The following is a 26,126-nucleotide window of genomic DNA, read 5'->3' on the forward strand; positions in this document are numbered from 1 at the left end:
CGCCCTCTCGGATGACCGGCAGTCGGTCGTCGCGGATGCCGCTCATCGCCCACCCGCTGACGGGGGGTCGACGCGCCGTGGCCTGGCGGCGGGCAGACGCGTGATCTTGGCCTCGGGATGCGGTGGCGGTGCCGCAGCGGCCCGGCGGGCGCCGCCGCTCGCGCCCGTGATCGCGGCGACGAGGGTCTCGCTGGTGACCTCGACGGCGTTGAACACGCCGTTGTTGCGGCCGAGCCGCAGCACGACCACCCGGTCGGCGACGGCCAGGACGTCCGCCATGTTGTGGCTGATGAGGATGACGCCGTGTCCGCGCTCGCGCAGCCGCTCGATGAGGTTGAGGACCTCGGCCGTCTGGGCGACGCCCAACGCCGCGGTCGGCTCGTCGAGGATGACGACGCGCGGATCGCCGATCAGCGAGCGCGCGATCGCGACGGTCTGGCGCTGCCCGCCCGAGAGCCCGGCGACGGGGATCCGCACCGAGGGGATCTTCGCGGACAGCTCCCGAAGGAGGGTCCACGTGCGCTGCTCCATCTCGACCTCGTCGAGACCGCCGCTCGTCACGAGCTCGCGGCCGAGCCAGAGATTGGCGACGACGTCCAGGTTGTCGCAGAGCGCGAGGTCTTGGAAGATCGTCTCGATCCCGAGGTCCTGAGAGTCGGCGGGACTCGCGATCTCGACCTCCTCCCCGTCGAACTCGATCGATCCGGCATCCGGCGGATGCACGCCCGCGAGGATCTTCACGAGCGTGGACTTGCCTGCCCCGTTGTCGCCGACGAGAGCGACGACCTCGCCTTCGTTCACCCAGAAGTCGACATCGGTGAGCGCTTTGACAGCACCGAAGTGCTTGCCGATGCCGCGCATGGTGAGCACGCGGCTGCGGCGGGGAGGGGAGCTGGCAGGAATCGACATCGCCTAAAGGATGCCAGCGGATTCGCACGCGGCGCGGTAGTCGACGGTGCAGATGTCATCCACGGTCCAGAATCCGTCGGCGACCACGGTGTCGAGGATGTTGTCGACCGTCACGGCGACGGGCGTGAGCAGTGTCGTCGGCGTGCCGTCGATCCGCATGGGGGCGGTGATCTCCTCGCCCCGGAGCAGCGCCACCGCGACCTCGGCCGCGCGCTGCGCCTGGGGCTCGATCGCCTTGTAGACGGTCATGTACTGGTCGCCCGTGATGATGCGCTGCAGGGCGGAGAGCTCGGCATCCTGCCCCGTCACGATCGGCAGCGGATCGACCGCGCCCGCACGCAGGGCCGAGATGGCACCGCTGGCGGTGCCGTCGTTCGCGGCGTACACCCCGGCGATCTGGTCGCCGTATTGGGCGATCTGGCCGGCCACCCACTCCTGAGCCTTGTCGGGGCTCCAGTCCGGGGTGTCGTACTCGGCCAGGATCCGCAGATCGCTCCCGCGGAGGATCGCATCGGCACCGTCGCGGAACAGGGCGGCGTTGCTGTCGGTGGGCGAGCCGTTGACCATCAGGATGCCGCCGCCCGCGTCGCCCGCAGCCTCCAGCCCTTCGACGAGGGCCGTGGCCTGCAGCTCGCCCACCTGCTCGTTGTCGAACGACACGAAGTAGGCGAGGTCGCCGCCGGCGATGAGGCGGTCGTACGAGATGACCGGCACGCTCTGCGTGTTCGCCTCGGCGACGATGCTGGCGGCGGCCTTGGTGTCGACGGCGTCCAGGACCAGCACCTGAGCACCGGCGGCCAGTGCCGACTCCGCCTGCTGCTGCTGCTTGGCGGCATCCTGGTCCGCGTTCGAATAGAGCACCTTGAAGTCGCCCAGTTCTGCCACGCGCTCCTCGAAGTACGGCCGGTCGAACGTCTCGTAGCGAGCCGTCTTCACGTCGGGGAGGAGCAGGGCGATGGTTCCCTCGGCACCCGGCGCCTCACCGGAGGTGCAGCCCGGCAGCGCGAAGGCCGCGAGCACGACTCCGGCCACGAGTGCCGCCCGGAGCGGCATCCCCCGCCGCGCAATGGGCGGGGCTGAGCGGAGGATCATGCCGAGACGGCGATCACGTCGGCGTCGACCGTGACGTGATCGAGCGCCACCGCGATGGCTCCGCGCGTCTCGGCCCACTCGCCGAACGAGGCGCCGACGATCTCGGGGAGCCCGTCCGCCGAAGGGAGCGCCGAGCGCTCCAGCGAGTGCCGCATGGGCGCCATCAGGATCTCGCCGGCCTGTGCGAGCTCGCCCCCCACCACGATGAGCTCGGGATCGAACAGGTTGGAGAGGCTCGCGGCCGCGATCCCGATGTGCCGCCCGGCATCCGCGATCACGCGGCGGGAGCTGCCGTCCCCGTCCTCGGCCGACTGCAGGAGGTCGCTGATGCGCTGCATGCCCGCCTCCGGAGGGAAGAGCGACAGCAGCGCGGGTCCGCCGGCGTACATCTCGAGGCAGCCCCGGTTGCTGCAGCGGCAGATGGGGCCGTTCTCGTCGATCGTCACGTGGCCGATCTGGCCGGCCTTGCCGTTGACGCCCCGGAAGAGGTCGCCGCCCACGATGAGCCCCGCACTGATCGTGTGGCCAATGCGCAGGAACACCGACGAGGAGGCGGTGCGGCCGCTTCCCTCGCGTGCCTCGGCGAGACCTCCGAGGTTCGCTTCGCTGTCGACGTAGACGGGCCGTCCGATGCGCTCGATGAGGCTCGCTGCGACGTCGACGCCCTCCCAGCCGCGGAGCAGCCCGGGTGTCGAGACCATCCCCGTGCGCGGATCGATCGGCGCGGGCAGTGCGAGTCCGACGGCGAGCAGGTCGGCGACGCTCCCGCCGAGCGACTCCATGAGCTCGCCGAGGAGGATCGCGAGGCGATCGAGCTGCGCGTCATAGCGGTGGTCGAGTGGGAGCGGCAGCGATGTCTGGCTCACGACGGTGCGGGTGACGTCGGCGATCGCGATGTGCAGCTGGCGCGAGCTGTAGTGCACACCCGCCACGAGCCCGAGCTGGCGGGCGAGCGACACGAGCGTCGCCCTGCGCCCGCTGCGCGAGGTGAACGAGGTGTGCAGCAGTCCCGCCGCGGTGAGCTCCTTGACGATGTTCGACACCGTCGCGGGCGACAGCCCCGTGCTGCCGGCGAGCTCGACCTGGGTGAGCCGGCCGTGGCGCTTCAGCGACTCGATGAGGCGCGCGCGATTGGCCTCGCGGAGCGAGCTCTGCGAGCCGGGCGGAGACGTGCGGCGCACCACAGGCACACTGTACCCGACCCCCTTTCGGCCGTCTCCCGAGCGGAAGCCGGCGTCGGACGTCCGCTCTAGGCTTGACGCCATGCGCCTGGCCACCTGGAACGTCAACTCGATCCGCGCTCGCGTCGACCGGATCGTCGATTTCGCGGTGCGCGAGAGCGTCGACGTGCTGGCGATGCAGGAGATCAAGTGCAAGGCCGAGCAGTTCCCCTTCGCCGCCTTCGAGGACGCGGGCTATCACGTCGAGGCGCACGGCTTCTCGCAGTGGAACGGCGTCGCGATCGCGAGCCGCTCGCCGATCACCGACATCCAGACCGAGTTCCCCGGCATGCCGGGGTTCGCCGCCGGCGCATCCGGACCCGACGCTCCGCTCGAGGCCCGAGCGCTGGGCGCGACGATCGACGGGGTGCGCGTGTGGAGCCTCTACGTGCCGAACGGGCGAGCGCTCGGCGACCCGCACTTCCACTACAAGCTCGAGTGGCTCGACGCGCTGCGCACCTACGTGCGGACGACCCTCGACGCCCACCCTGATCTGCCCCTGGCTCTGGTGGGGGACTTCAACATCGCGCCGACGGATGCCGACAACGGCGACCCCGCGGTCGTCGTCGGCTTCTCGACCCACGTCTCTCCGCCCGAGCGCGACGCCTTCGCCGCCCTCGAGGCCGCGGGCCTGAGCGATGCGGTCCGGCCGTTCGCGCCGTCCGGATTCACCTACTGGGACTACAAGCGCCTGCGCTTCCCTCGCAACGAGGGCATGCGCATCGACTTCATCCTCGGGTCCCCGGCGCTCACCGATGCCGTCGCGGGGGCGTCGATCCATCGCAACGAGCGCAAGGGCGAGGCGCCGAGCGATCACGTCCCCGTGGTCGTCGATCTCGACTTCGCGGGCCCGGACGATGACGACGACGATCGCCCCATGATCTTCTGACGCGAACCGGATCAATGCGCGCGAAGCCCGCGTTGACGCGTCTGCGTATCAAGGTTGAGTAGCCCGCGAAGCGCGCGTATCGAACCCCTCCAGCCCGCTCAGACCCCTCGTCCCGGCAGTGTCATGTCCCCCGTCGTGGGCTTGCCTGCGGGCGCGTACCGCAGCGACACAGCGCCCGAATCTCCGGTCACCGCCGGCGCCGAGAGTCGCAGGGCACCAGGAGCGACACCATCCGGGAACACCTTCTTGCCCTGTCCCAGCACGATCGGGTAGACCCACAGCACGAGTTCGTCGAACAGTTGAGCATCGATCAGGGTGTGCGCGAAGTCGATGCTTCCGATGACATGGATCTCACGGTGGGTGTCTCGCAGCGCGTCGATCGCGGCGAGCACGTCAGGCCCGAGGAGGGTCGCCCCCTCCCACTCGAGCGTCGGCGTCCCCCGAGATGCGACGTACTTCGGGACGGCGTTGAACTTCTGGGCGATCGGGTTGTCCTCGCCCTCGCCGTAGGTCGGCCAGTACGCGGCGAAGATGTCGTACGTCCGCCGCCCGAGGAGGAGAGCGTCGAGGCTCGAGATGCCGGCCATGATCTCGGCCCCGATCCGCTCGTCGCGGAAAGGCGCCTGCCATCCGCCGAACGGGAAGCCGCCCGAGGTGTCCTCCTCGGGTCCTCCCGGAGCCTGTGCCACTCCGTCCAGCGTCGTGAAGATGTCGATGAAGATCCTGCCGCGCCCGGCCCCGTCGGTGTCGGTGCTCATGTCCGAGTCCTTTCCTGTCTGTGAACGAAGCTACGCGGCAACCCGTTGCCGCACATCGATGTGGAACGTCGCCGCGAAGCGCTGCAGCAGCGTCGCATCGCCCGCCACCACGGCGAGCACCTCCTGGTCGATCGCCTCGCCCGGGGTCAGCTCCCCCGAGATGAGGCGGCGGATGCGGGGCCCCGCCGCGAAGACGAGGTCCGGCTCGCCGGCCGGCCGCCGGGCGCCGACGGGGGTGCCGGGCGGTGAGAGTCGCGTCACCGTCAGAAGCTCGCCGTCGACCTCGACGCGGAGGACGACATCCCCCACATGCAGCTCATAATCCGCAGAAGGGAGGGATGCCGCGACCTCGGGCTGGAAGGCCGTTCGCAACGCCATCGTGAGCGAGTCTGCGGTCACTACGTCGTCGATTGCCGGCTCCCCCATCTGCTGGAATCCCCAGCGCCCGAGGGCCAGCACGATCGGCTCGAGCTCGCGCCCGTACTCGGTGAGCTCGTACACCAGCCCGCAGTTCTTCAGGGGCACGCGCCGGACGACGCCACCCTCCTGCAGCTCCTTGAGCCGCACCGAGAGGATGTTCGTCGGGATCCTGGGGAGCCCCTGTTTGAGGTCGGTGTAGCGGCGAGCGCCGACGAGCAGATCGCGGATGATGAGGATGGCCCATCGTTCGCCGATCAGCTCGACGGCGGTCGTGACCCCGCAGTACTGCCCGTAGCTGCGGGATGCCACGTCAGGCCTGCGCGCCCTGCTCCGCCATGTAGGCCTCGGGTCCCTTCTCAGCGGCTACCGGGTCCATGTAGAGGAAGCCCAGGCTGTTGCCGTCCGGGTCGTCCAGGTCACGCGAGTACATGAAGCCGTAGTCCTGCACCGGGCGCGGCTCGCTGCCACCGGCGGCGAGGCCCGCCTCGAGGGCCTTGTCGACGTCTTCGCGGGAGTCGCGGCTGAGAGCCAGGCTGACCTGGGCGTGCGTCTTCGCGTCGATGATCTCCTTGTCGGTGAACGTGGAGAAATAGGCACGGGTGAGCACCATGAAGTAGACGTTCTCGTCCCAGACGACGCACGCCGCGTTCTCGTCGGTGAAGTGGGGGTTGATGGTCGCGCCGAGGGCGATGTAGAACGCCTTGGCCCGTTCGAGATCGTCCGTGGCGAAGTTGACGAAGAGGCTGGTCATCTCATGCTCCTGTCGATGCAGTGGAGGCATCCGTTGCCCCGCTGACCCGATACTTGCAAAAAGCAACCGAGCTTGTCAATAGCAAGTACTGCCACGCGGCGCCCTACAGACGCTCGAGCCGCAGCGTCGCCGTCGCGCTGTGAGCTGCCATCCCCTCGGAGTCCGAGATGACCTGCACAGCATGCGCGAGCTGGGGCGTGGTCTCGCGGGCGATCCGCTGATAGGTGAGCGGCTTGAGGAAGCGCGACACCGAGAGACCGGCGCTGTGCTTCGCGCCCCCCGCAGTGGGGAGGACGTGGTTGGTGCCTGCCATGCCCTTGTCGGAGTACGCGACCGTGCTCCACGGTCCGAGGAAGATCGAGCCGTAGTTGCGAAGACGGTCGTGGTACCACTCGTCATCGGCCGTGATCACCTCGAGGTGCTCGGGGGCGAGATCGTCCATGAGCGTCGCAGCTGCCTCGCGGTCCTTCGCCACTGTGACGAGACCGTAATCGCGCCACGCGGGCCCGGCGATGGACTCGGTGGCGAGTGTCTCGAGCTGCCGGTCGACCGCGGCGATCACGGCGCGGCCGTGCTCCTCGGACGTCGTGATGAGAGCGGCAGGGGAATTCGGCCCGTGCTCCGCCTGGCCGAGCAGGTCCGCCGCGACGAGCTCGGGATCGGCGGTCTCATCGGAGATGACGGCCACCTCCGACGGGCCCGCGAGGAGGTCGATCGACACGGTGCCGAAGAGCTGGCGCTTCGCCTCGGCGACGAAGGCGTTGCCCGCGCCGACGAGCATGTCGACCGGCTCCTCCCCGAGGAGTCCGTAGGCCATCGCCGCGAGAGCCTGCACCCCGCCCAGGACGAAGACACGATCGACACCCGAGAGGTGGGCCGCATAGACGACCGCATCGTTGGCCGCACCGTTCGGCTGCGGGGGCGAGCAGGCGATCACGGTCGGAACCCCTGCTTCCTTCGCGACGCCGACGGTCATGAAGGCACTCGCGGTCAAGGGGAAGCGCCCGGCGGGGAGGTATGCCCCGACGCGCCCCACGGGAATGTAGCGAGCGCCCGTCACCAGACCCGGCACCAGCTCCATCTCGAGGTCGACGAGCTTCGCACGCTGCGCTCGCGCGAACGCGCGGGTGCGGTCGGAGCCGAGCTCGATCGCCTCGCGCAGGTCGTGGGGCAGTCGGCTCCCGCTCGACGCGATGGCCGCCGCATCCAGTTCGAAGTCGGTCCGGTCCTGGCGGTCGAGCTTCAGCGCGTACTCCCGGACCGCGTCGATGCCCCGCCGGTCGATGTCCAGGAGCATCGATGAGACGGTCTCGATGACCGCCGGGTCGCGCTGCGCGGCGGGAGCATCGATGCCAGGGGTCTTGAGGTGCTGGTAGGAGCCGGAGAGGGACTCGAGGAGTCGCTTGCTGTAACGCATTCCTGAACAGTAGAAAATGTCTGACCACGGCACAAGCCGGTCACTTCCGATGATATCCATCGGGTTACCCTATGGAGGTGACGATCACGCAGCTGCGCGCCTTCCTGCTCGCTCTCGAGCTCGGGTCATTCACGGCCGCGGCCGTCGACCTCGACTCCACTCAGGCGTCCGTGTCCGAGCTGATCGGTCGGCTCGAGCGAGAGCTGGAGGTGCGGCTCTTCACACGCGGCGGACGCCGTCTCGTGCCGACGGAAGCCGCGCTCGCGCTTCGTGCGCACGCCCAGTCCGCGGTGAGCGCCATCGACCACGGCATCCACGCGGTGCGTGCCGTCCAGTCCCTCGAGACCGGAACCTGCACGTTCGGAGTGCTGCGCAATGCCGCCTACTACAACCTCTCCGACCTCGTCGAGCGCTTCCACGGCCTCCACCCGGGCGTCCGCGTCCGGCTCGTGGGCCTCAACTCCGCCCTGGTGGCCGACTCGATCGCCCGCGACGAGATCGAGGCCGGCCTGCTCGTGCTCCCGATCGACGACGCCGGCCTCACGATCGAGCCGCTCTTCCGAGACGAAGTGCTGTACGCGTCGGCGACGCGGGACCCGGATGCCGGACCCGCGACGATCGAGGAGGTCGCCGCCGCGACGCTCGTGCTCTACGACGCCTATGCGGGCTGGAGCGATCCGACCCGGCGCCAGCTGCTCGAGCGGGCGCGGCTGCGCGGTCTGTCGATCGAGCCCGCCATGGAGGTGGAGCACGTCGAGACGGCGCTCAGCATCGTCGCGTCCGGCGCGGCCGACACGATCGTCTCGCGCACGATTGCGGAATCCGAGTCGTTTCCGGCCGGGATCCGTCTCGTGCCCTTCGCCGAGCCCCTCGTCGACACGATCGCACTCGTGCAGCGCGCGGGTGTGTCGCTGTCGCCGGCGACCCAGCGGTTCGCAGCCCTGGCGAAAGACGCGCTGCTCTCCGCGATCGCGGCGCACCCTGGCCGCGTCCCCGCCCTCGGCGGTCAGTAGAGATCAGGGCGCCGGTCGGCGAACAGGTCGTTGAAGGGCGGCAGGGATTTGTCGCCGGCATCGCTCACGGTGAGCCGCGCCACGGCGAATCCGTCGTCATCCGGGAGTGCGGCGATCCAGCCGTCGCCGTCGATCACCGCGGTGCCGCCGGTCCATTCGACGCCCCGCTCGGTACCCGCCCTGTCGGCGATGACGGTCGGCAGCCGTGACGAGCGGGCGGCTGCCATCGCCTGGATCGTCTCGGGCGGCCGCTCGCCTGCGGGGCGATCCACCAGCGGCCAGTTGACCGGAAGGGCGAGCAGCTCGGCGCCCGCGAGCGCGAGGCGGCGCGGCACCTCGGGAAACTCGTTGTCGTAGCAGATGGCGACACCGAGGCGTCCGATCGGAGTGTCATAGACCCAGCCCGCCGTCCCGCCGGCGGAGAAGAGCGAGGACTCCGCACCCCACAGGTGCGACTTCCGGTAGTCGCCGATGCGCGTGCCGCGGGTGAGGACGGCCGCGGTGTTGTAGACGCCCTCGCGGGCCGCCTCGGCATAGCCGACCACGGCGACCACCCCCTCCGGGATCGCGCCGGTGAGCTCCCCCCAGACAGGATCGTCGGGTGTGATGGCGGCGGCTCGGGACTCGGCGGCATCGTGGAAGACGTAGCCGCTGAGCGCGAGTTCAGGGAGGACGATGAGCCGGGCATCGCGGAGCGCCGCCTCGGTGATCGAGGCGGCGCAGCGGGTGATGTTGCCGGCGGTGTCGCCCAGCCCGATCTCGGGCGACACCGCCGCGACGGCGAGCAGACGCGACAAGGGGAGTGTCAGTCGTCCTCGGTCGCCGTCACCATCACGCCGACAGGCGCGAGGTAGCCGTTGGGGTCGAGCATCCAGTCGGCGTGGCGGGCTGCATCCACGACTTCGGGCGCCCACTCGAGATAGACCCGATCGTCGCCGGCGTTGATGACGAGCAGCTCACCGGCGCCGTCCTCGCCCGCCTCGATGCAGCGGAAGGCCCGCCAGGCGCCCTCGGGGACTGACAGCGCGTCGGACGGGCCGAGCTCGACGGTCTCGTTGGGATCGCCGTTGAGCGTCACGACCCAGCGGCCCGACTTCACCAGCAGCGCCTGCGCCTTGTCGTGCCGGTGGCGCAGGATGCCCTCGTCCTCTGCCGCGCGCACCCATGCGAGGTTGAAGGAGTGCGGCTCGTGGATCGCAGGCACTTGCCGCCGGTCCTCGCTCATGCCGTACCCGATGACGAGCGCCAGCTCGGCGGCACCGCCCGGCAAGCTTGCACACAGCAGTGCATTGCGGCTGTACTTCCGATCGGCCGGCTGAACCACCCTCTGGCGCATCTCCTCGACGGAGTAGGTCGAGAGCTCGTCGATGTAGCGCTGCTGCATCGGCGTGATGAGCGGCACGTCCTCGGGCACCTCATCACCGGCGACGGTGTCGACGAGACGATTGTCGGCCGTGAGATACAGTCCGTAGCCCTTTGCCTCGTTGAGGACGGAGGGGCCCCAGATGATGCCGCCCGTCACGTCGCGACCGAGCACCGTGTACAGGATGCCGTCGTCCGGCCCCTCGTTGGTGAAGCCGCGGAAGATCCAGGTCGGCACCGAGATGATGTCGCCATCGGTGCTGACGTACTCGCCCTCCTTGCCGTCCACCCCCCACCGCAGCCGGAACTGCCCGCCCAGGTTGATGAACACCTCGGCGGTGAAGTGCAGGTGCAGATTGTTGGAGATGCCGTTCGGCATCCCAGCGGCACCCGTGTTGAAGCCGTGGTTCTCGGTGAGGTTCACGACCTGGGCCGGATTCTGAGACACACCGGATCCGATGAAGGCGTAGTTCTCCTTCTGGTCTGAGCCGGGCGTCCGGCAGTCGATGAAGGCCGAGTTGCAGGCCACCCAGTCGCTCCGGCGGATCGTCCGACGATCGATCTCGGTCCTGTCGAGGACGACGTCACTCATTTCGGTTTCTCTTCCTTTTCTCGATGGGTATCAGTAGATGTTCGACGGGCCGACCGGCTCGTCACCGCGCATGCCGGCGATCTGCGCCCGCAGGGCGATGTCGTCCCACAGGCGCACCTCCTTGACCAGGGCGCCGTTGTGGAAGGTGAACTGGGAGATCCCCAGCACGTCGACGGGCTGGCCGGTGAGGGGGCCGTAGTTGGGCTTGCCTGTGTAGTTCCCGACGAACTTCCAGGTCACCGCCACGCGCAGGCCCGCGTAGCGGATGTCGTAGTTGGTCTGGATGTCGCGCACCTCGAACTGACCGCCGGGGAACGACTCGAGGAATCCGAGCAGTGCGCGGCGGTAGCCCTCGGGCCGGATGATGACGCGGTTGCCGACGGTCAGCAGCACCAGGTCGCGGTTGAAGTACGAGTCGACCTTCTGCAGGTCACGCTCGTTCCAGACGCGCTCGATCATCTCGAGCACCCGCTCCACCTCGGGCCGGTGATCGTCCGGACGCTCTCCCGAATCCCCGACGGAGATCGGGTCGGCGGGCGCCGGGCGCGTCCACGAGCCCGAGTAGCCGCGGAAGGCCTGGGCGCGAGCCAGCTCGTCGAGGTCGTCGCCGCGCTCCAGTGCGCCGGCGAGGCTGTCGCGGACGACCCATTCCTCGACCATCCGCCCGCGCCGGTACAGGCAGTTGGCGATCGTGCGGCTGTGCCGTGAGGTGCGCAGGTCGCCTGACAGCACCAGGTGCGAGCTCAGGAACGCGTCCTCGCCGCGGGCCTCCCAGATGACGTCCTCAGCCTGGCCGGTGCGGTCGGGGGTCGCTGAGATGCGCATGAGCGTGCCCTCGATGACCTCGTCACGCGTGGTCGACGTGCCATAGGCGCCGTGCACGATCGAGTCGTTCTCGTAGTTCTGACGGATGAACGAGATCGAGCGGTCCACCCAGATGAGGTCGGTCACCTCACGGATGAAATCGTCCGGGTCGGCGTACGGCCGATAGGCCACCGGGTCGAGAGGCACGTGCTGCTCCTTGGGGTTGTTCGACCCGGAATCGGATTCCACGGTCATTGTGCAATACGAAGCAGTGTATGCGTATGCACAACCCAGCGCAACAGCCCGCGAGCGGACGGAAGGTCCGCCCGCTCAGCGGACGGGGGCGGCTCCGAGCGTCCTCCGCCGGACGAAGCTGCTGTCGAACTCCGTGCGGACGACCGGAGCACTGGGGTCCGTGATACGCCGCGTGATGAGCTCGGCAGCCGCAGCCGCCATGCCTGCGAGATCGTACGAGACGGTCGACAGCTCGATGATCGGCCACGAGGCGACCGGAAGGTCGTCGAACCCGATCACCGAGAGATCGCCCGGAATCTCCAGGCCCGCGCGCTTGGCGGCGTTGAGCGCACCCATGGCGACCACGTCGTTTCCGCAGAAGATCACCGTCGGCGGTTCAGGGAGTGCCAGCAGCGCTGTCGTCGACGAGTCCCCCGATCCGGTGTCGTACGGGCCGCTGCGGACGTACTGGGCGCCGAGCGGAATGCCGTGCGCCTCCAGGGCCTGACGCAGGGCGATGCCTCGGCCCTGCCCCGTGCTCGTGTTGCCCGGACCCAGCACCGCGGCGAACCGGCGGTGACCCTCGGCAACGGCCTCATCGACCGCCTGCGACAGCCCCGTGGCGGGCGAGACCACGGCGGCATCGGCATCCGCGATCGGTGCCACGCGGTTGAAGTAGACGAATGGCATGCCCCGGTCGCGCAGCCGCAGCGGTGCGACGGCATCGAGCGTCGTGGTGGCCAGGATGACGCCGTCGAGCCCATTGGCCAGCAGACGCTCGACGACCGTCTCGTTGTCGGCGGTCTCGGTGTGGAGCATGAGCTGGTACCCGCGGCCCTCGAGCTCCCGGTGCATCGGGGCGATGATGTGGGCGTAGAACTCGTTGTCGAGGTCGGTGACCAGCAGGCCGATGCGGTGGGTGCGACCCGACGACAGGGCCCTGCCGACGTCGCTCGGCACGTAGTTCAGAAGCGCGGCGGCATCGCGCACCCGCTGCTTGGTCTCGTCCGAGACACGTGGGTCATCACGGAGCGCACGAGAAACGGTCGGCTGCGACACGCCTGCCAGGCGCGCTACGTCGCGACTCGTCACGCCCATATTGCTCCCCTCGTTCCCCTCGCGAAGTGTATCGACCTTGACCCGTTGTGCACACGCATGCATAATTTGGACATACGTATGTATCGAAAGGACCCCATGGCAATGGCTGCCTACCTGAAGAGCGCACCGACCAAATCGTTCGGCGACACGGCCCAGCAGGACGTCGCGGATCGCGTCCGCGGGATCATCGCCGACATCCGTCAGGACGGCGACAGCGCGGTGCGGCGCTACGCGCAGCAGTTCGACAATTGGGCGCCCGACGCGTTCCGTCTCGATGACGAGGCTGTGGACGAGATCATGGCCACGCTCGACCCCCAGGTGATCGAGGACATCGTCTTCGTCCAGGAGCAGGTGCGCACGTTCGCGCAGGCTCAGCGAGATTCGCTCGTCGACATCGAGGTCGAGACTCTGCCCGGCGTGCACCTCGGGCAGAAGCACGTCCCCGTCCAGGCAGCCGGCGCCTACATCCCGGGTGGAAAATACCCGCTGACCGCCTCTGCCCACATGACGATCATCACCGCCAAAGTGGCGGGGGTTCCCCGCGTCGTCGCATGCACTCCCCCGATCCGGGGTGAGATCCCCGCGGCCACCGTGGCCGCGATGAAGCTCGCCGGTGCGGACGAGATCTACATCCTCGGCGGCGTCCAGGCCGTAGCCGCCATGGCGATCGGCACCGAGACGATCGCACCCGTCAATCTGATCGCAGGTCCAGGCAACGCCTACGTCGCCGAAGCGAAGCGCCAGCTGTTCGGAGAGGTCGGCATCGACCTCTTCGCCGGCCCGACCGAGATCCTGATCGTCGCCGACGAGCACGCCGATCCGTTCCTCACGGCGGTCGACCTCCTCTCGCAGGCGGAGCACGGACCCGAGTCCCCGGCCGTCCTCGTCACCACCTCGCGGGCGCTGGGGCAACAGGTGATCGAGCACATCGAGCGTCTGCTCCCGAACCTCTCCACCCGCGACTACGCCGAGCCCGCGTGGCGCGACTGGGGCCAGGTGATCGTCGCCGACGACCTCGATGAGGCGTACGCCATCGCCGACGGACTCGCGTTCGAGCACGTGCAGGTCTTCACTGCCGAGCCGCGCCTGGCACTCGAGAAGATGCACGACTACGGCGCGCTCTTCCTCGGCGAGAACACGTGCGTGTCGTATGGCGACAAAGTCATCGGCACCAACCATGTGCTCCCGACCCTCGGTGCCGCACGGTACACGGGTGGGCTGTGGGTGGGCAAGTATCTGCGCACGGTGACCTACCAGGAGATCGTCGACCCGGCATCCTCCGCTCTCCTGGGCGAGGTCTGCGGCCGTGCCGCGCGCGTCGAGCTCTTCGAAGGCCACGCTCGCTCGGGAGACGCCCGTGCGTGGCGTCACGGCGGGCGCCGCTTCGATTGGATCGATGAGGCCCTCAACTCCGAGGTCGCCCCGTCCGCACCGCTCTCGCGATGACCTCGCTCGCCGGGCGCACCGCCCTCATCACCGGCGGCGGCAGCGGTCTCGGGGCTGCGATCGCCGCGGTCCTCCATGGCGCGGGCGCCGAGGTGGTGCTCGTGGGGCGCGACGAGGCGAAGCTCTCCTCGGTCGCGGGTGCGCTCGGCGACCGCGCACGCTGGGAGACCTGCGATGTCGCCGATCCCGCGTCCGTCGATGAGCTGCGTGCGCGTCTGACCGATGTCGAGGTGTCGATCCTCGTCAACAACGCGGGCGTCCCCGGCCCGGTCGCCGATCTCGTCGACATCTCGGTCGCTGAGTGGGACGACGTCTTCGACATCAACGTCCGCGGCGTGTTCCTGCTCTGCAAGGCCTTCCTGCCGGCGATGTTCGAGCGGGGCGCCGGCGACGTCGTCAACATCGCCTCGGTGTCGGGAAAGCGCCCGCTCATCCATCGGACGCCCTACTGCGCCTCGAAGATGGCGGTGATCGGCCTCACCTCGACGCTCGCCTTCGAGGCCGGCCCGAAGGGCGTGAGCGTCAACACGCTCTCCCCCGGCCCCGTCGCGGGAGCCCGCATGCAGCGGAATTTCCGGCTCGAGGCCGAGCGCTCGGGCGGCTCACCCGCCGATGCCGAGGCCGTGTTCGTCTCGCGCTCCGCGCTCGGCCGGATGGTCACCGAGGAGGAGGTGGGCCGTGCCGTCCTCGCCATGCTCGGGATGCCGGGCCTGTGCGGTGCGGACGTCGACCTGTCGGCGGGAATGGTGGCATGAACATCGCGTCCCTGCGTCTGCGCGCGACGGGCGGCGAGAAGCTCCTCGGCGTCCTCCTCCGGATGCCCAACGAGGAGCTCATCGAGATGGCGGCGGTCGCCGGCAGCGACTTCGTGGTCGTAGATTGCGAGCACGGGCCCGCAGATGGCGTGGCCCTGCGCCAGCACATCGCCACAGCGGCCGCATACGGCGTCGGAACCATTGTGCGCGTGGGCGAGGGCGACGCGGGCTCGATCCTGCGAGCCCTCGACCAGGGCGCGCAGGGAGTGCTGGTCCCGCACCTCGATTCCGCGGCGGACGCGCTCGCGACCGTGCGCGCGAGCCATTACCCGCCCCTCGGCACGCGCGGCTTCGCCACCTACAACCGCGCCGGCCGGTTCGGCACCATCGATCGCGATCGCCACCGCGAGCGGCTGCGGGACGAGACTCTCGTCATCGGCATGATCGAGTCACCGGCCGGCGTCGCAGCGGTCGCCGACATCGCCGCGACCGAGGGAATCGACGGCATCATGATCGGCCCCTCCGACCTCTTCGCGGCGAGCGGGCCGGACGATCCGCCCGTCGCCGAGGCGACGGAGGGCGTCAATCGAGCGGTCGCCGAGGCGGGCATCCTCCGCATGGACATCGTGGGGACCCGGGATGCTGCGACCGCCGCGTTCGCGGGGGGCGCGCAGCTCGTCGTCTACAACCTGACCGACGTGCTCATGCGCGTGCTGAAAGAAGTGCTCGAGCCGCCGAGCTGACCCGCCGACGACCCGGCGGACCGCTTCGCCCACTGACCCTCGCCTCAGGCGACCCGGCATGCCGCCGTCAGCAAGCGACGAGGGGCCGGACCATCAGGTCCGGCCCCTCGCTTGACTGCGTTCGGGCTGTTACTTCACCGCGTTGTAGGCGTTGACGTTGCCGGCTCCGTAGAAGCCGTTGCGCTGGCCGCCCGTGCAGGTCGCCGGGTAACCCGCGACCGGCTCGTACACGCCCTCCGGGCAGGGCAGTGCCGTCGCGGTGCGCTCGAGCAGCGATGCGAGAGCCCCAGGCTTCAGGCCCGGGTGCGCCGAGAGCGCGAGCGCCGCGACACCGGCCGCGTGCGGGCCAGCCATCGAGGTGCCCTGCTTGTAGCCGTAACCGGGCGCGCCCGTGGTGGTGTTGATGACCGTGGAGAGCACCGCATCGGCCGCCGTCGAGGGAGCGGGCGCTGCACCATTGCGGAATCGAGCATCGCCACCGGGAGCCGTCACGTCCACGACACCCTGGCCGTATGACGAGTAGTAGGCCTTCTGCTCCGTCGGGCCGACGGCCGACACCGTCACGACACCGGGCGCTTCGGCCGGCAGGTCGAGGCACGCGCCGTTGATGGTGCGGGTCTCGACCTGGTCCTCCGGGACGTTATTGGGACTGGTCGAGTCGATGAACTTGTGCTGCAGGTCGACGTTGCTGTTTCCGGCCGAGGCGATCGTGAGAGTGCCCTTCGCCGCGGAGTAGCGGAGTGCGCGCTGCACGGCCTGCCAGACGGGGCGCTGCCGCTCGTCATTGCGGCAGTTGAACTCCCACGGGTCGATGAAGTAGCTGTTGTTCGTGATCGGCATGCCGTGATCAGCAGCCCAGAGGTAGCCGCAGACCGCGGCCTCCGGATAGATGTACCCGTCGTCGTTGACGACCTTCACCGAGGCGACCTTCACGCCGGGTGCGATGCCCGCGATGCCGACGCCGTTGATCGCTGCCGCGATGGTGCCGGCGACGTGCGTGCCATGGTCCGAGGTCGTCGGGTTCCACGCCGCTTCCCTGGTGTCGACGACGCCGTCGATGCAGGACGCGCTCTTATCCTTGGCGATCTGCGTCGCGAGGTCAGGATGATTGCTGGCGATGCCCGAGTCCAGCACGCCCACCACGATTGAGGGGTCGCCTGTCGTGATGGCCTGCGCGGCGGGCACATCGATCTGCATCATGTCCCATTGCCGACTCCAGAGGGGCTCTCCGGTCGGGTCGCCGGGGGTGCCGACCGCAGCGGCATCAACCGTCCCGACTGTCTCATCGTCGATGAGGGTGGTGCCGAGGCCATCCGTCGAGGCGACGGATTCGACCCCGCTGCCCGCGACCGCACTGGCGAACGCGGTGTTCGTGGACCGTGCGACGAGCACGCCGATCTGGTCATAGGTGGCCACGACGGTGCCACCCGCGGCTGCGACTCGCGCCGCCGCCTTGGCGGTGCTCTTGCCCTGGGGCGCGAGCACGAGGTAGCTCGACTCCGGCCCCGAGGCCGATGCCGCGGGTACGACACCCACCCCGATCATCCCGAGGGTGAGGGCGGCGGCCGAGACCGCGCCGATCATCTTGACTTTCTTCATCCGTATCTCCGTTGATCCGAAGCGGTGCACCGCCGGCCAGGTCGACCGGCGGAACGGCCTGTCCACAGACTGCGACATGCATGGCGGTGATGTAGCCACGCGACCGGTTTCGACACTCTAACCGGGGTGCGCCGATTTTCATCGAGTTTCTGTCGAGCGCGTTCCGAGGTCGGCAGGGGTCTTGCGGTCGCGTTCCCGGAGTGCGAACCTAATTCCACACGTGTGGAATTACAGATCCGAGGGCACGAAATGGACCGAGCTGGGGAGAACTCCACGGACGCCCGCATCCCGCTGGTGATGGATCTGGCAGAGCTCTCGGCGGACAGCCTCGCGATGGTCGGCGGTAAGGCCGCGAACCTCGGGGAGCTGATCCGCGCGGGCTTCGACGTCCCGGGAGGCTTCTGCATCACCACCGAGGCCTACCGGCTCACGGTGGCGGGGACCGCGGTCGAGGACGGTACCGCTGCGGATGCCGCTGCGGCACGTGCGGCCGTGCTCGCCGCCCCGTTTCCGCAGTCGGTCGCCGAGGCCGTGCGAGACGCGTACGCTCGCCTGGAGCCGGGTGCCGACGGGCCGGTGGCCGTGCGCTCATCCGCGACGGCGGAGGACCTCCCCGGCGCGAGCTTCGCCGGCCAGCAGGACACCTACCTCAACGTCGCCGGCATCGATGACGTGCTCGATGCGGTGCACCGCTGCTGGTCATCTCTCTGGACCGACCGGGCGGTCGCATACCGCGCCGCTCAAGGAATCGACGGCAGGGGAGTTGCTCTCGCCGTGGTCGTGCAGAAGATGGTGGATGCCGCGTCGGCCGGGGTGCTGTTCACCGCCGATCCCGTGACGGGCCGTCGGCGGCAAGCCGTGCTGGATGCCGCTCTCGGCCTCGGCGACGCTGTGGTGTCGGGGACGGTCGATCCTGACCATTTCGTGGTGGACACCGCGACGGGGCGGATTCTCGAACGGCGCCTCAGCGGTGGGGCCGCGACGGGATCACCCAGCCTCACAGACGGCCAGGTGCGAGCCCTGGTCTCGCTCGGCGATCGCGTCGAGACCGCCTTCGGCAGCCCGCAAGACATCGAGTGGGCGATCGATCGCGACGGACACATGTGGCTGACGCAGTCCCGGCCGATCACGACGCTCTATCCGCTGCCTGTGCGTGACGCGCCGCTGCACATGAAGGACACCCGAGTCTTCTTCTGCGTCAGCCTCGCGCAGGGCCTCCATCGTCCGCTCACACCCATGGGACTCGCCGCGTTCCGGGTGATCGGATCGGGTTTCCTCGACCTCGTCGGGCGCCGACCTCCGCTGATCGAGGAGGGGCCCGCCGCCTTCGCCGTCGGCGGCGGCCGGATCTTCCTCGATGCGACGCCGATCGTGAGGTCCGCAGTCGGGCGGGAGATCCTTCCGAGAGCACTGGATGTGATGGAGGCGCGGTCGGCTGTCGTGGTCCGCAGCCTGTTCGGCGACGGGCGGTTCTCCGTGCTGCCTCGGTCTCGGCGTCGCTTCGCCCGCGGGGCCCTCCATCTCGCCGTCCGAATCCGGCTCCCGCTGCTCATCGGACAGGCGGTCGTCAGCCCCGCGGCGGCGCAGCGACGGGTGCGGCGGCTGGAGGCCGAGGTCCGTGCTCGAAGCATCCCCGCCGGGGGCGACATCGCGACGCGAGTCGATGGCGTCGTCGACCTGCTGTTCCACACGATGCCGCTCGCACCGCGCAGCCTGCCGGGGGCCGTCGTGGGCTTCGCGATGCTCGGGCTCGCCGGCCGGCTGCTTCGGGGCTCGACCGAACAGGGCGATCTGCAGGCGGTTCTTCGCAGCGCACCCGACAACGTCACCACCGAGATGGATGTCGAACTCTGGCGCACCGCGGTGCTCGCACGCGACGATGAAGCATCGGCATCCGCCCTGACCACGCGGACCGCGCGAGACCTGGCCGACAGCTACCGCTCGGGCACCCTTCCCACCGTTCTCCAGCAGGCGATGACGGAGTTCCTGACGCGCTATGGGCACCGTGCCGTCGCCGAGATCGATCTCGGCATGCCCCGGTGGTCGGATGACCCCACCCATCTGTTCGGCGTGCTGTCGGGCTATCTGCGCCTGGATCGACAGGCGGACTCCCCCGAACAGCACTTCTCGGACGGCGCCCGCGACGCGACGGCCATGATGCGCACCTTGATCGCCCGTGCCCGCCACCGCAGCCGCCTCCGCGCTGCTGCCGTCCGCTTCTGCCTCCGGCGGGCGCGGGCACTGGTGGGGATGCGGGAAATGCCCAAGTACCTGGTGATCATCGCGATGAGCCGGGCGCGAGCGGCGATGCGACAGATCGGGGTGGAACTGGCCGAATCCGGAGTGATCGCCCAGCCTGAGGACGTCTTCTTCCTCGATTTCGCCGAGACCAAACTCGCCGCGGGGGGAGCCGACCTGCGCGTCACCATCGGCGAGCGAAAGGGCTCCTACGACGCCGAGCTGCGCCGCCGACACGTGCCCCGCGTGCTTCTGTCGGATGGGACAGAACTCGAGGCCCTCGCCTCACCCTCAGCAACCGCATCCTCGGGCGGTCTCCGCGGCACGCCGGCCTCGGCGGGAACGGTCACGGCAGCCGCACGGGTCATCATCGACCCGGTCGGCGCCCGACTCGAGCCGGGCGAGATCCTGGTGGCGCCCTCGACTGATCCGGGATGGACCCCGCTCTTCCTCACGGCGGGCGGACTCGTGATGGAGATGGGTGGTGCCAACAGCCACGGTGCGGTCGTCGCGCGAGAGTACGGGATCCCCGCCGTCGTCGGGGTCCCGCGCGCGACAGAGGCCATCGTCACGGGCAGCGAGGTGACCGTCGATGGAGCCGCCGGGATCGTCACCCTCACCTCCGGCACTGTCCCCGCTGACGACCGGACCCCTTCCTGATGGCCACGCCGGCGTCGCGACGAGGGCGACCCCCGGGCGACCAGAACACCCGCGCTCGGGTGCTGCTGGCCGCCCGAGCGACCTTCACTGAGCGCGGCTACGACGCCGCGACGCTGCGGCACATCGCGCGGGAGGCGGGTGTCGACGCGAGGATGGTGCGCCACTACTTCGCCGACAAGGCAGGGCTCTTCCGCGCCGCAATGGAGCTGCCGTTCGATCCGGGAGGAGTCCTGTCCGCACTCCTTCCCGGTGATCCGGAAGGCGTGGGCGAGCGACTTCTCCGGCAGTTCCTCGCCGAGTGGGACCGTGCGGGAAACGCCAGCGCGATGATCATCCTCGTCCGATCGGCCGTCACGCACGCAGAGTCCAACCGGATGCTGCGGGAATTCATCAGCAGCCAAGTCCTCGGGCGGATCGCTGCCGTGATGGAGGCGCCGGATCGGGAGCTTCGCGCGAGTCTGATCGGAAGTCAGATCGTCGGCCTGGTCATGGCCCGGTACATCGTCCGGGTGGAGCCGTTGGCCTCCGCTGATGCGGAGACGGTGGTGGCCGCCGTGGCCCCGACGGTGCAGCGCTACCTCACCGGCTCCATCCGCTGATGAGCCGTCCCCTCCCCGCATCAGCCGGGCGGTGCACTCATGCGGGCGTATCTCGAGGAGATCAAGAACGCCTCAGTCGTGTGCGAAGGCGAGCATCCACGAGTAGATGTCGTCTCCTTCGCTCCCGCTGAAGGCCTGGTCCCACGACTCATGCCCGGCTGGGTAGATCGAGAGCTTCGGCGCCTCCGGTGTCGCCCCGGGGCACTCCTTCAGCGATGTGATCGGCACGACACTGCCGTCGGGGTTCACCACGTCGTCGAACTGGCCGTGGATCGCCCAGATCGGCACGTCGAGAAGACCGCACCCGCTGGCCGCCCAGGCTGGGCGGCCTTCACCGGCGATCGGGACTGCGGCGGCGACCTGTTGATCGCCATACTCGGCGAGGTACTCCCATATCCCGAACGCGCCACACGACAGACCGGTGACGTACACACGCGCAGGATCCACGTCGTAGTGCGATCGGGCGTAGTCGATGAACGCGTGCAGCTCGGCCGGCGTCGTACACGGCGATTCTGCCGGATGGCCGAGGTCGTGCTGGAGCTGCATGATGCAGGAGCCGAACCAGGGATCCTGGCAGGTGTTGGCCAGCCCGGGCGGCTGCTCGACGTGCTGAGTCGAGAGCACGACGAACGGGCGATCCAGAGGCCAGCCGCCGACGTCGATGAACCGGGGGATACCGGTGCCCAGCAGGTTGTCGAGAGCCACAGCCGATCCGTCGCCGTTCTCTCCGTACCCGTTCGTGACGATCAGCAGCGGGCTCGTCCCGCCGGCATCCGCATACGAAGGCGGCAGGTATTCGTAGTACCCCATCGATGCGTCGGTCGTGCCGAGCGGCCGGGGCGTGTGGTGCTGAGCGGATGTCGTGCCGACCAGCGGTGCGACGGTCTTGCAGAGGTCGTTGCCGAATCCCGGGTGCGGACCGTTCGCGCTGGCCCCGAGGAAGTCCACCGAACCGGTCGCGAGGTCGACCCTCAACGTGTAGCGCAGGTTCCCCCGGTCGCGAGCCAGCACAGTCCCGTCGGCACTGCTGATCGTCTGCGGCTGCCCCGTGATCTGGGTGGTGACCTCGTAGACGGATCCCCCCGCCGAAGTGATCTTCAGATCCTTCGACTGCTGCGTCACCGACAGGCCGAAGGAATCACCGGCGCTGTTGGTCCATGTCTCGGAGAACTTCAGCTGCTGGGTGTTGAGCGGCAGCTCGCTCCCATGCGGGTCGGCTCGCTCGGAGAATTTGATCGTCAGGTTGCCTTCGACCTGCATCCGATAGCCGCATGCCCAAGACTCGTAGCCGTAATCCTCCCGTGAGATCTGCGGTTTGCCGGCCGCAGACGCAGGCGATATCGAGAAGCCTGCGATCGCGACTGCGGTGAGGATCGTCACTCCTGCGCCGAGCAGCCCAAGGCGAGAGGCGGACCGAAGGGAGTTGCGCATGAGAATGCACCACCTTGCGTCGATGTGAATCCACGACAACGCGGAGCCACGATCTCCAGGCGCGTTCGACTCGCGATCGAGCCGGATGCCATCCCTCGGGAGAACGGGAGACATTGCCGAAGAGGCGGTCGGGGGCCACTCTGCACCCGGGCGACGAGCCCTCGAGCCGCAGTATCCTCCGGTGGCGGGAAGGCGTCAAGACCACCGTGATGGCCGGTGCGCTGTCGACCTCCACCGGCCACCGGCACCGTTCGCCATGACGGCGCTGCTCGGAGCTGATCGGGCGAGCGGTCAGCTCACCCGGCGGTAGCGGATGTGCGTCGAGAGCGGGGAGTGCAGCACCTCGACGGGCTCGAAGCCGAAGGCCTCGGCGCCATCGAAGATCCGCTCGCCGGATCCGAGCAGCACCGGGGCGATATCGAGCGTGAGCTCGTCGACGACTCCGGCGGCGAGGGCCTGGCGAACGGTGGAGGCGCCGCCCGCGATGTCGATGCCGCCGTCTCCGGCCGCCGTGCGCGCCAGCGCATAGGCGGCATCGAAGCCGTCTGTGACGAAATGGAAGGTCGTGCCGCCCTCCATCTCGATCGGCTCGTGGGCGTGATGCGTCAGCACGAACACCGGCGCATGGTACGGCGGCTCCGGCCCCCACCACCCGCGCCAGTCGTCGTCCCACTCGCCGCGGATCGGCCCGAACATGTTGCGGCCCATCACATAGGCACCCCGCGGGCGCATGAGCCAGTCGGCCGCGAGCGCGTCCGCCGCGGTCGCGCGCGGGTCGCCGATGTGCCAGGTGTGCAGCTCGATGCCGCGCTTTCCGAGCGGATTCTCGCGACTCTGGTCGGGGCCGGCGACGAAGCCGTCGAGCGAGATCGACATGTGACAGGTGGTGTCCGGCATCCGGGGCCCTTCGACGGTGATGGCGATCGGCCCCGAAATCTACCCGAGCGCGGCTGCGCGCGCCACCATCCGGGCGCGTGCGCCAGCAAGCCGGGGGTCTGGGGCGGAGCCCCATGGGGCGCGAGGTCAGTCTTTCTTCAGCTCCTCGGCGAGCATGACGATGATGCCGCTCGGGCCCCGGAGGTAGGTGAGCTTGTAGATGTCGCGGTACGTCGCGACACCGCGAAGGGGCCGGCAGCCGTGGCGGGCTGCGATCGCGAGGGCCTCGTCGATGTCGTCGACCGAGAAGGCGACCCGGTGCATGCCGATCTCGTTGGGCAGGGTCGGGTCCGTCTCGATTGCAGCGGGATGGATGTACTCGAACAGCTCGATGCGACCGTGGCCGTCCGGGGTCTGCAGCATCGCGATATTGGCGTGGTTGCCGTCCAGGCCGACCGCGGTATCGGTCCACTCGCCGCTGACCGTGTCTCGGCCGAGGACTTCCAGGCCCAGGTCGGTGAAGAAGGCGATCGTCGCTTCGAGGTCGCGGACGGCGATCCCGACATTTTCGAGCTTGATGGGCATAGTCGCACGCTACGCGCTCAATAGTCTGCGCGGATGAGAAATGCGCACCGCCCTCCGCTGTCTGCGCTCGTCTAGCCCGGCACCCTCATTCCGCGCTCTCTGCCTGCCACCGCCGGACCAGCGCGCCGAACTCGGCGGGCTTCTCCATGGGGAGCAGATGCCCGGCGGGAATCGTCTCGAGCTGCGCACCGGCGATCGTCTCGACCAGCTCGGCGTGGAAGGCCGGCGGGCAGATCGGGTCCTCGCTTCCGGACACCACCAGTGTCGGCAGCATGAACCCACGCAGCCCGGGGCGAAGGTCCACCCGCGTGCCCTGCATGACGAGCTGGGCGCGCAGCGTGTCCTCGCCGGTCGCATCGCCCATCGCGAGCGCACGCTCGACGAGGTCGGCGTGAGCCGTGCGCGAGGGCGACGTGAGCAGGCCCGGCAGGATGCTGCGCTGCAGCTCCCGGGCGGTGACGCCGGCGTCCAGCCGCGCGAGCCAGTCGCTCCAGCCTCGGCGCTGAGCATCCGTCGGCCCCTTGGCGTTGGTGGAGGCGAGGATCAGCCCCGCGACCCGCTCCGGCGCGCGGATCGCCAGGGCCATCGCGACGATCGCCCCGAGCGACAGACCGCCGAGGACGAATCGCTCCGGGAGCCGTTCGAGGAGCCGGTCCACCTGCTCCTCGATGCTCACCGCCGAGAGTCCGGGGGTGATCGCGTGATCCAGACCGCAGCCCGACCACAGGTCGGCCGTGCAGTTCATGCCCGGGAGCAGGACGAGCGGGATCACCTCACCCCTTGACCGCCCCGTCGCTGAGGCCCGCGACGAGGTACTTCTGCGCCACGAACGCGATGAGCACGACCGGGATGGTGAGGAGGATGGATGCCGCACCCGCCTGCTGCAGCATCGGCAGTGTCTGCCCGAGCTGCGTCGCGATGAACACCGGCACGGTCTTGGACGACGTGTCGGTGAGAACGAGCGCGGTCAGGTACTCCTGGAACGCGAAGAGGAATACGAAGATCCCGGCGGTCAGGATGCCGGGTCCCATGAGCGGGATCATCACGCGTCGCAGCATCCCGATGCGGGTGCAGCCGTCGATCATCGCCGCCTCATCGAGCTCGCGCGGGATCTCGGCGAAGAAGTTGCGCAGCAGCCAGATCGTGAACGGCTGGTTGATCGCCACCAGCGCGATGGCGAGGGCGAAGGTCGTGTCGTAGATGCCGAGCGACCGGCTGATGTCGTACATCGGCAGCACGACGGCGAAACGCGGGAGCGCCCGGAAGACCAGGGCCAGGACGAGGAGCCAGGCCGAGAGGTAGCTCGGGTAGCGCGAGAGGGCGTAGGCGGCGGGGATGCCGATCACCAGCGCGATCACGGTCGAGATGACCGCCACCGAGAGGGTGTTCACCAGGTAGTCGGCGAAGTACGTCGTCTCCCAGAGGTTGACAAAGGCGTCCAGCGTCGGCTGGTAATCCCAGAGCACCGGCGGGTTCGCGAAGGCCACATCGGTGGGCTTGGTCACCGAGAGCGTCATCCAGATGAACGGGCTCAGGGCCGCGAGGCAGACGATGGTGAGCAGGATGCTCACCCAGACCGGCGTGCGACTACCGGGACGGCCCCGGCGGTTCAGCCGGGTCTTGCCCGCCTGTCCTCCGGTGACGATCGTGCGAGTGGACAGTTCTTCGGCTGTGAGCGTCATGCGGCCGCCCTCGCTTCCTTGAAGACTCCGCGGATGAAGGGGAGGAGCAGCACCAGGATCAGCAGGATCGTGAGCACGTTGATCGCGCTTCCGAGCCCGAGCTGCTGGGCGCCGTTGGCGAACGCGACCGAATAGACGTAGTGCATGATCGACTCGTTGCCGATCGTCTCGGCCTGCGGCGACAGCGGGATCAGATTGTCGAACATGCGCAGCACGTCCATGATCGAGATCAGCGTGACGAAGCCCATGACTCCCCGGATGGTCGGGATGATGACCTGGATGTGGGTCTGCCAGGCGTTGGCGCCGTCGATCGTGGCGGCCTCGCGCAGCTCGGCCGGGACGCCCTGGAGGCCGGCGAGGATGATCAGCATCGCGAACGGCAGCATGTGCCAGACGGTGTTGGCGATGATGAGGATGGCATTGGGCACCTGGTCGGTGAACCACAGCACCTGACTGCCGCCGAAGAAGGCGATGATGCGGTTGACCACGCCCCCGAAGTTGTCGTCGAAGAGCCACGAGTACGCCACCGCGCCGACGAGCGTCGGCAGCACGTACGAGATGAGCATGATCCCGAGGACGAGCGGTCGCGCCCGGCCCAGGCGGTTGATCGCCGTGGCGATGAGGTAGCCGAGCACGAGGAGCAGCGCGACGGTGATCACCGTGACGGTGACCGTGAAGATCACCGCCCGGGCGAAACGGGGATCGGTGAGCGCCTCGATGAAGTTCGCCAGCCCGACGAACGTCCCGGGCACCCCGTAGTGGACGCTCTCCAGGCTCCATTGGATCGTGCGGATCAGGGGCAGGAAGAGCAGCCCTCCCATCACCACCAGACTCGGTGTGAACAGCAACCAGAACTCGCGCGCCTTCATGGCATCACTTCCTTGTGATCGCTGTGGTCCGGAGCCCCCGGGCTCCGGACCACAGCAGTTCTCTCATCGTGGCCGAATCGAGTC

General features: G+C 68.9%; 25 protein-coding genes. 7 read left to right on the top strand and 18 right to left on the bottom strand.

From position 1 onward, the window contains the following. Window positions 1-42: 42 nt before the first annotated feature. The 3 genes from AC1DP3_RS01250 to AC1DP3_RS01260 are packed head-to-tail and all read right to left on the bottom strand — an operon-like array spanning window position 43 to window position 3,185. Window positions 43-909 carry an ATP-binding cassette domain-containing protein gene (locus tag AC1DP3_RS01250; RefSeq protein ID WP_477290469.1) on the bottom strand — a complete coding sequence of 289 codons (867 nt, stop codon included), beginning with the start codon at window positions 907-909 and terminating at the stop codon, window positions 43-45. Between the two features lie 3 nt (window positions 910-912). After that, a complete protein-coding gene (locus tag AC1DP3_RS01255) occupies window positions 913-2,001 on the bottom strand; it encodes a sugar ABC transporter substrate-binding protein (protein WP_477290471.1) in 1,089 nt (362 codons plus the stop codon). Beyond that, window positions 1,998-3,185: an ROK family transcriptional regulator gene (locus tag AC1DP3_RS01260; protein WP_477290475.1), complete on the bottom strand. Its 1,188-nt coding sequence runs from the start codon at window positions 3,183-3,185 to the stop codon at window positions 1,998-2,000. The genes AC1DP3_RS01255 and AC1DP3_RS01260 overlap by 4 nt, the downstream gene beginning before the upstream one ends. Before the next feature lie 79 nt (window positions 3,186-3,264). Between AC1DP3_RS01260 and AC1DP3_RS01265 the strand changes: the two genes are divergently transcribed. Further along, the gene (locus AC1DP3_RS01265) at window positions 3,265-4,110 is read left to right on the top strand and encodes an exodeoxyribonuclease III (RefSeq protein ID WP_477290477.1); all 846 of its coding nucleotides are present in this window, start codon (window positions 3,265-3,267) and stop codon (window positions 4,108-4,110) included. A 98-nt stretch (window positions 4,111-4,208) separates the two neighbouring features. On the opposite strand, the gene AC1DP3_RS01270 is transcribed toward AC1DP3_RS01265, so the two are convergent. From AC1DP3_RS01270 to hisD (AC1DP3_RS01285), 4 genes are all read right to left on the bottom strand, one after another. Further along, window positions 4,209-4,868 carry a dihydrofolate reductase family protein gene (locus AC1DP3_RS01270; RefSeq protein ID WP_477290479.1) on the bottom strand — a complete coding sequence of 220 codons (660 nt, stop codon included), beginning with the start codon at window positions 4,866-4,868 and terminating at the stop codon, window positions 4,209-4,211. A gap of 30 nt (window positions 4,869-4,898) precedes the next feature. After that, window positions 4,899-5,597 (bottom strand): winged helix-turn-helix transcriptional regulator, encoded by a 699-nt coding sequence (locus AC1DP3_RS01275; RefSeq protein ID WP_477290481.1) that lies wholly within the window; start codon window positions 5,595-5,597, stop codon window positions 4,899-4,901. Between the two features lies 1 nt (window position 5,598). Further along, on the bottom strand, window positions 5,599-6,039 hold the full coding sequence (locus tag AC1DP3_RS01280) for a VOC family protein (protein WP_477290483.1): 441 nt from the start codon (window positions 6,037-6,039) through the stop codon (window positions 5,599-5,601). Between the two features lie 103 nt (window positions 6,040-6,142). After that, window positions 6,143-7,456, bottom strand: coding sequence for a histidinol dehydrogenase (gene hisD, locus AC1DP3_RS01285; RefSeq protein WP_477290485.1), 1,314 nt, complete (start codon window positions 7,454-7,456; stop codon window positions 6,143-6,145). A gap of 77 nt (window positions 7,457-7,533) precedes the next feature. On the opposite strand from hisD (AC1DP3_RS01285), the gene AC1DP3_RS01290 reads away from it, so the two are divergent. Beyond that, window positions 7,534-8,469 (top strand): LysR family transcriptional regulator, encoded by a 936-nt coding sequence (locus AC1DP3_RS01290; RefSeq protein ID WP_477290487.1) that lies wholly within the window; start codon window positions 7,534-7,536, stop codon window positions 8,467-8,469. Here the strand turns inward: AC1DP3_RS01290 and AC1DP3_RS01295 are convergent. From AC1DP3_RS01295 to AC1DP3_RS01310, 4 genes are all read right to left on the bottom strand, one after another. Continuing rightward, window positions 8,463-9,266: a nitrilase-related carbon-nitrogen hydrolase gene (locus AC1DP3_RS01295; protein ID WP_477290489.1), complete on the bottom strand. Its 804-nt coding sequence runs from the start codon at window positions 9,264-9,266 to the stop codon at window positions 8,463-8,465. The two genes, AC1DP3_RS01290 and AC1DP3_RS01295, sit on opposite strands and share 7 nt — an antisense overlap. 8 nt (window positions 9,267-9,274) lie before the next feature. Continuing rightward, the gene (locus AC1DP3_RS01300; RefSeq protein WP_477290491.1) at window positions 9,275-10,423 is read right to left on the bottom strand and encodes a cupin domain-containing protein; all 1,149 of its coding nucleotides are present in this window, start codon (window positions 10,421-10,423) and stop codon (window positions 9,275-9,277) included. A 30-nt stretch (window positions 10,424-10,453) separates the two neighbouring features. After that, complete coding sequence (locus AC1DP3_RS01305; protein ID WP_477290493.1) at window positions 10,454-11,482, bottom strand: nuclear transport factor 2 family protein; 1,029 nt, start codon at window positions 11,480-11,482, stop codon at window positions 10,454-10,456. Between the two features lie 75 nt (window positions 11,483-11,557). After that, a complete protein-coding gene (locus tag AC1DP3_RS01310; protein ID WP_477290495.1) occupies window positions 11,558-12,559 on the bottom strand; it encodes a LacI family DNA-binding transcriptional regulator in 1,002 nt (333 codons plus the stop codon). A gap of 102 nt (window positions 12,560-12,661) precedes the next feature. Here AC1DP3_RS01310 and hisD (AC1DP3_RS01315) point away from each other — a divergent pair, with 102 nt between their 5' ends. The 3 genes from hisD (AC1DP3_RS01315) to AC1DP3_RS01325 are packed head-to-tail and all read left to right on the top strand — an operon-like array spanning window position 12,662 to window position 15,503. Further along, window positions 12,662-14,005, top strand: a complete 1,344-nt coding sequence (gene hisD / locus AC1DP3_RS01315) for a histidinol dehydrogenase (protein ID WP_477290497.1) — start codon at window positions 12,662-12,664, stop codon at window positions 14,003-14,005. Then, a complete protein-coding gene (locus AC1DP3_RS01320) occupies window positions 14,002-14,760 on the top strand; it encodes an SDR family NAD(P)-dependent oxidoreductase (RefSeq protein ID WP_477290499.1) in 759 nt (252 codons plus the stop codon). The genes hisD (AC1DP3_RS01315) and AC1DP3_RS01320 overlap by 4 nt, the downstream gene beginning before the upstream one ends. Continuing rightward, window positions 14,757-15,503: an HpcH/HpaI aldolase family protein gene (locus AC1DP3_RS01325; RefSeq protein ID WP_477290501.1), complete on the top strand. Its 747-nt coding sequence runs from the start codon at window positions 14,757-14,759 to the stop codon at window positions 15,501-15,503. The genes AC1DP3_RS01320 and AC1DP3_RS01325 overlap by 4 nt, the downstream gene beginning before the upstream one ends. Window positions 15,504-15,632: 129 nt before the next feature. On the opposite strand, the gene AC1DP3_RS01330 is transcribed toward AC1DP3_RS01325, so the two are convergent. Further along, the gene (locus tag AC1DP3_RS01330; protein WP_477290503.1) at window positions 15,633-17,102 is read right to left on the bottom strand and encodes a S8 family peptidase; all 1,470 of its coding nucleotides are present in this window, start codon (window positions 17,100-17,102) and stop codon (window positions 15,633-15,635) included. A 249-nt stretch (window positions 17,103-17,351) separates the two neighbouring features. Between AC1DP3_RS01330 and AC1DP3_RS01335 the strand changes: the two genes are divergently transcribed. After that, on the top strand, window positions 17,352-20,000 hold the full coding sequence (locus AC1DP3_RS01335; protein ID WP_477290505.1) for a PEP/pyruvate-binding domain-containing protein: 2,649 nt from the start codon (window positions 17,352-17,354) through the stop codon (window positions 19,998-20,000). Beyond that, window positions 20,000-20,599, top strand: coding sequence for a TetR/AcrR family transcriptional regulator (locus AC1DP3_RS01340; protein ID WP_477290507.1), 600 nt, complete (start codon window positions 20,000-20,002; stop codon window positions 20,597-20,599). Before AC1DP3_RS01335 ends, AC1DP3_RS01340 begins: the two co-directional genes overlap by 1 nt. Before the next feature lie 72 nt (window positions 20,600-20,671). Here AC1DP3_RS01340 and AC1DP3_RS01345 read toward each other — a convergent pair whose 3' ends face one another. The 6 genes from AC1DP3_RS01345 to AC1DP3_RS01370 form a co-directional block, all read right to left on the bottom strand. Continuing rightward, on the bottom strand, window positions 20,672-22,030 hold the full coding sequence (locus tag AC1DP3_RS01345) for a carboxylesterase family protein (RefSeq protein ID WP_477290509.1): 1,359 nt from the start codon (window positions 22,028-22,030) through the stop codon (window positions 20,672-20,674). Between the two features lie 291 nt (window positions 22,031-22,321). After that, a complete protein-coding gene (locus AC1DP3_RS01350; RefSeq protein ID WP_477290511.1) occupies window positions 22,322-22,927 on the bottom strand; it encodes a dihydrofolate reductase family protein in 606 nt (201 codons plus the stop codon). A 126-nt stretch (window positions 22,928-23,053) separates the two neighbouring features. Next, entirely contained in the window at window positions 23,054-23,491 is a 438-nt protein-coding gene (locus AC1DP3_RS01355) for a VOC family protein (protein ID WP_477290513.1), read from the bottom strand. A gap of 85 nt (window positions 23,492-23,576) precedes the next feature. Continuing rightward, a complete protein-coding gene (locus tag AC1DP3_RS01360; protein ID WP_477290515.1) occupies window positions 23,577-24,263 on the bottom strand; it encodes an alpha/beta fold hydrolase in 687 nt (228 codons plus the stop codon). 1 nt (window position 24,264) lies between these two features. After that, window positions 24,265-25,173, bottom strand: coding sequence for a carbohydrate ABC transporter permease (locus tag AC1DP3_RS01365; RefSeq protein WP_477290517.1), 909 nt, complete (start codon window positions 25,171-25,173; stop codon window positions 24,265-24,267). After that, on the bottom strand, window positions 25,170-26,042 hold the full coding sequence (locus AC1DP3_RS01370) for a carbohydrate ABC transporter permease (protein ID WP_477290519.1): 873 nt from the start codon (window positions 26,040-26,042) through the stop codon (window positions 25,170-25,172). Before AC1DP3_RS01370 ends, AC1DP3_RS01365 begins: the two co-directional genes overlap by 4 nt. Window positions 26,043-26,126: the final 84 nt, after the last annotated feature.

This window comes from Microbacterium sp. P5_B6 (genome assembly GCF_056400345.1).

Excerpts from the sequence above, each read along its gene's own strand:
- AC1DP3_RS01255 (WP_477290471.1), bottom strand. The coding sequence starts at position 2,001 with ATGATCCTCCGCTCAGCCCCGCCCATTGCGCGGCGGGGGATGCCGCTC.
- AC1DP3_RS01325 (WP_477290501.1), top strand. The coding sequence starts at position 14,757 with ATGAACATCGCGTCCCTGCGTCTGCGCGCGACGGGCGGCGAGAAGCTC.
- AC1DP3_RS01365 (WP_477290517.1), bottom strand. The coding sequence starts at position 25,173 with ATGACGCTCACAGCCGAAGAACTGTCCACTCGCACGATCGTCACCGGA.
- AC1DP3_RS01370 (WP_477290519.1), bottom strand. The coding sequence starts at position 26,042 with ATGAAGGCGCGCGAGTTCTGGTTGCTGTTCACACCGAGTCTGGTGGTG.
- AC1DP3_RS01340 (WP_477290507.1), top strand. The coding sequence starts at position 20,000 with ATGGCCACGCCGGCGTCGCGACGAGGGCGACCCCCGGGCGACCAGAAC.
- AC1DP3_RS01310 (WP_477290495.1), bottom strand. The coding sequence starts at position 12,559 with ATGGGCGTGACGAGTCGCGACGTAGCGCGCCTGGCAGGCGTGTCGCAG.
- hisD (WP_477290497.1), top strand. The coding sequence starts at position 12,662 with ATGGCTGCCTACCTGAAGAGCGCACCGACCAAATCGTTCGGCGACACG.
- AC1DP3_RS01345 (WP_477290509.1), bottom strand. The coding sequence starts at position 22,030 with ATGCGCAACTCCCTTCGGTCCGCCTCTCGCCTTGGGCTGCTCGGCGCA.
- AC1DP3_RS01330 (WP_477290503.1), bottom strand. The coding sequence starts at position 17,102 with ATGAAGAAAGTCAAGATGATCGGCGCGGTCTCGGCCGCCGCCCTCACC.
- AC1DP3_RS01250 (WP_477290469.1), bottom strand. The coding sequence starts at position 909 with ATGTCGATTCCTGCCAGCTCCCCTCCCCGCCGCAGCCGCGTGCTCACC.
- AC1DP3_RS01350 (WP_477290511.1), bottom strand. The coding sequence starts at position 22,927 with ATGCCGGACACCACCTGTCACATGTCGATCTCGCTCGACGGCTTCGTC.
- AC1DP3_RS01305 (WP_477290493.1), bottom strand. The coding sequence starts at position 11,482 with ATGACCGTGGAATCCGATTCCGGGTCGAACAACCCCAAGGAGCAGCAC.
- AC1DP3_RS01320 (WP_477290499.1), top strand. The coding sequence starts at position 14,002 with ATGACCTCGCTCGCCGGGCGCACCGCCCTCATCACCGGCGGCGGCAGC.
- AC1DP3_RS01355 (WP_477290513.1), bottom strand. The coding sequence starts at position 23,491 with ATGCCCATCAAGCTCGAAAATGTCGGGATCGCCGTCCGCGACCTCGAA.
- hisD (WP_477290485.1), bottom strand. The coding sequence starts at position 7,456 with ATGCGTTACAGCAAGCGACTCCTCGAGTCCCTCTCCGGCTCCTACCAG.
- AC1DP3_RS01300 (WP_477290491.1), bottom strand. The coding sequence starts at position 10,423 with ATGAGTGACGTCGTCCTCGACAGGACCGAGATCGATCGTCGGACGATC.
- AC1DP3_RS01265 (WP_477290477.1), top strand. The coding sequence starts at position 3,265 with ATGCGCCTGGCCACCTGGAACGTCAACTCGATCCGCGCTCGCGTCGAC.
- AC1DP3_RS01270 (WP_477290479.1), bottom strand. The coding sequence starts at position 4,868 with ATGAGCACCGACACCGACGGGGCCGGGCGCGGCAGGATCTTCATCGAC.
- AC1DP3_RS01335 (WP_477290505.1), top strand. The coding sequence starts at position 17,352 with ATGGACCGAGCTGGGGAGAACTCCACGGACGCCCGCATCCCGCTGGTG.
- AC1DP3_RS01280 (WP_477290483.1), bottom strand. The coding sequence starts at position 6,039 with ATGACCAGCCTCTTCGTCAACTTCGCCACGGACGATCTCGAACGGGCC.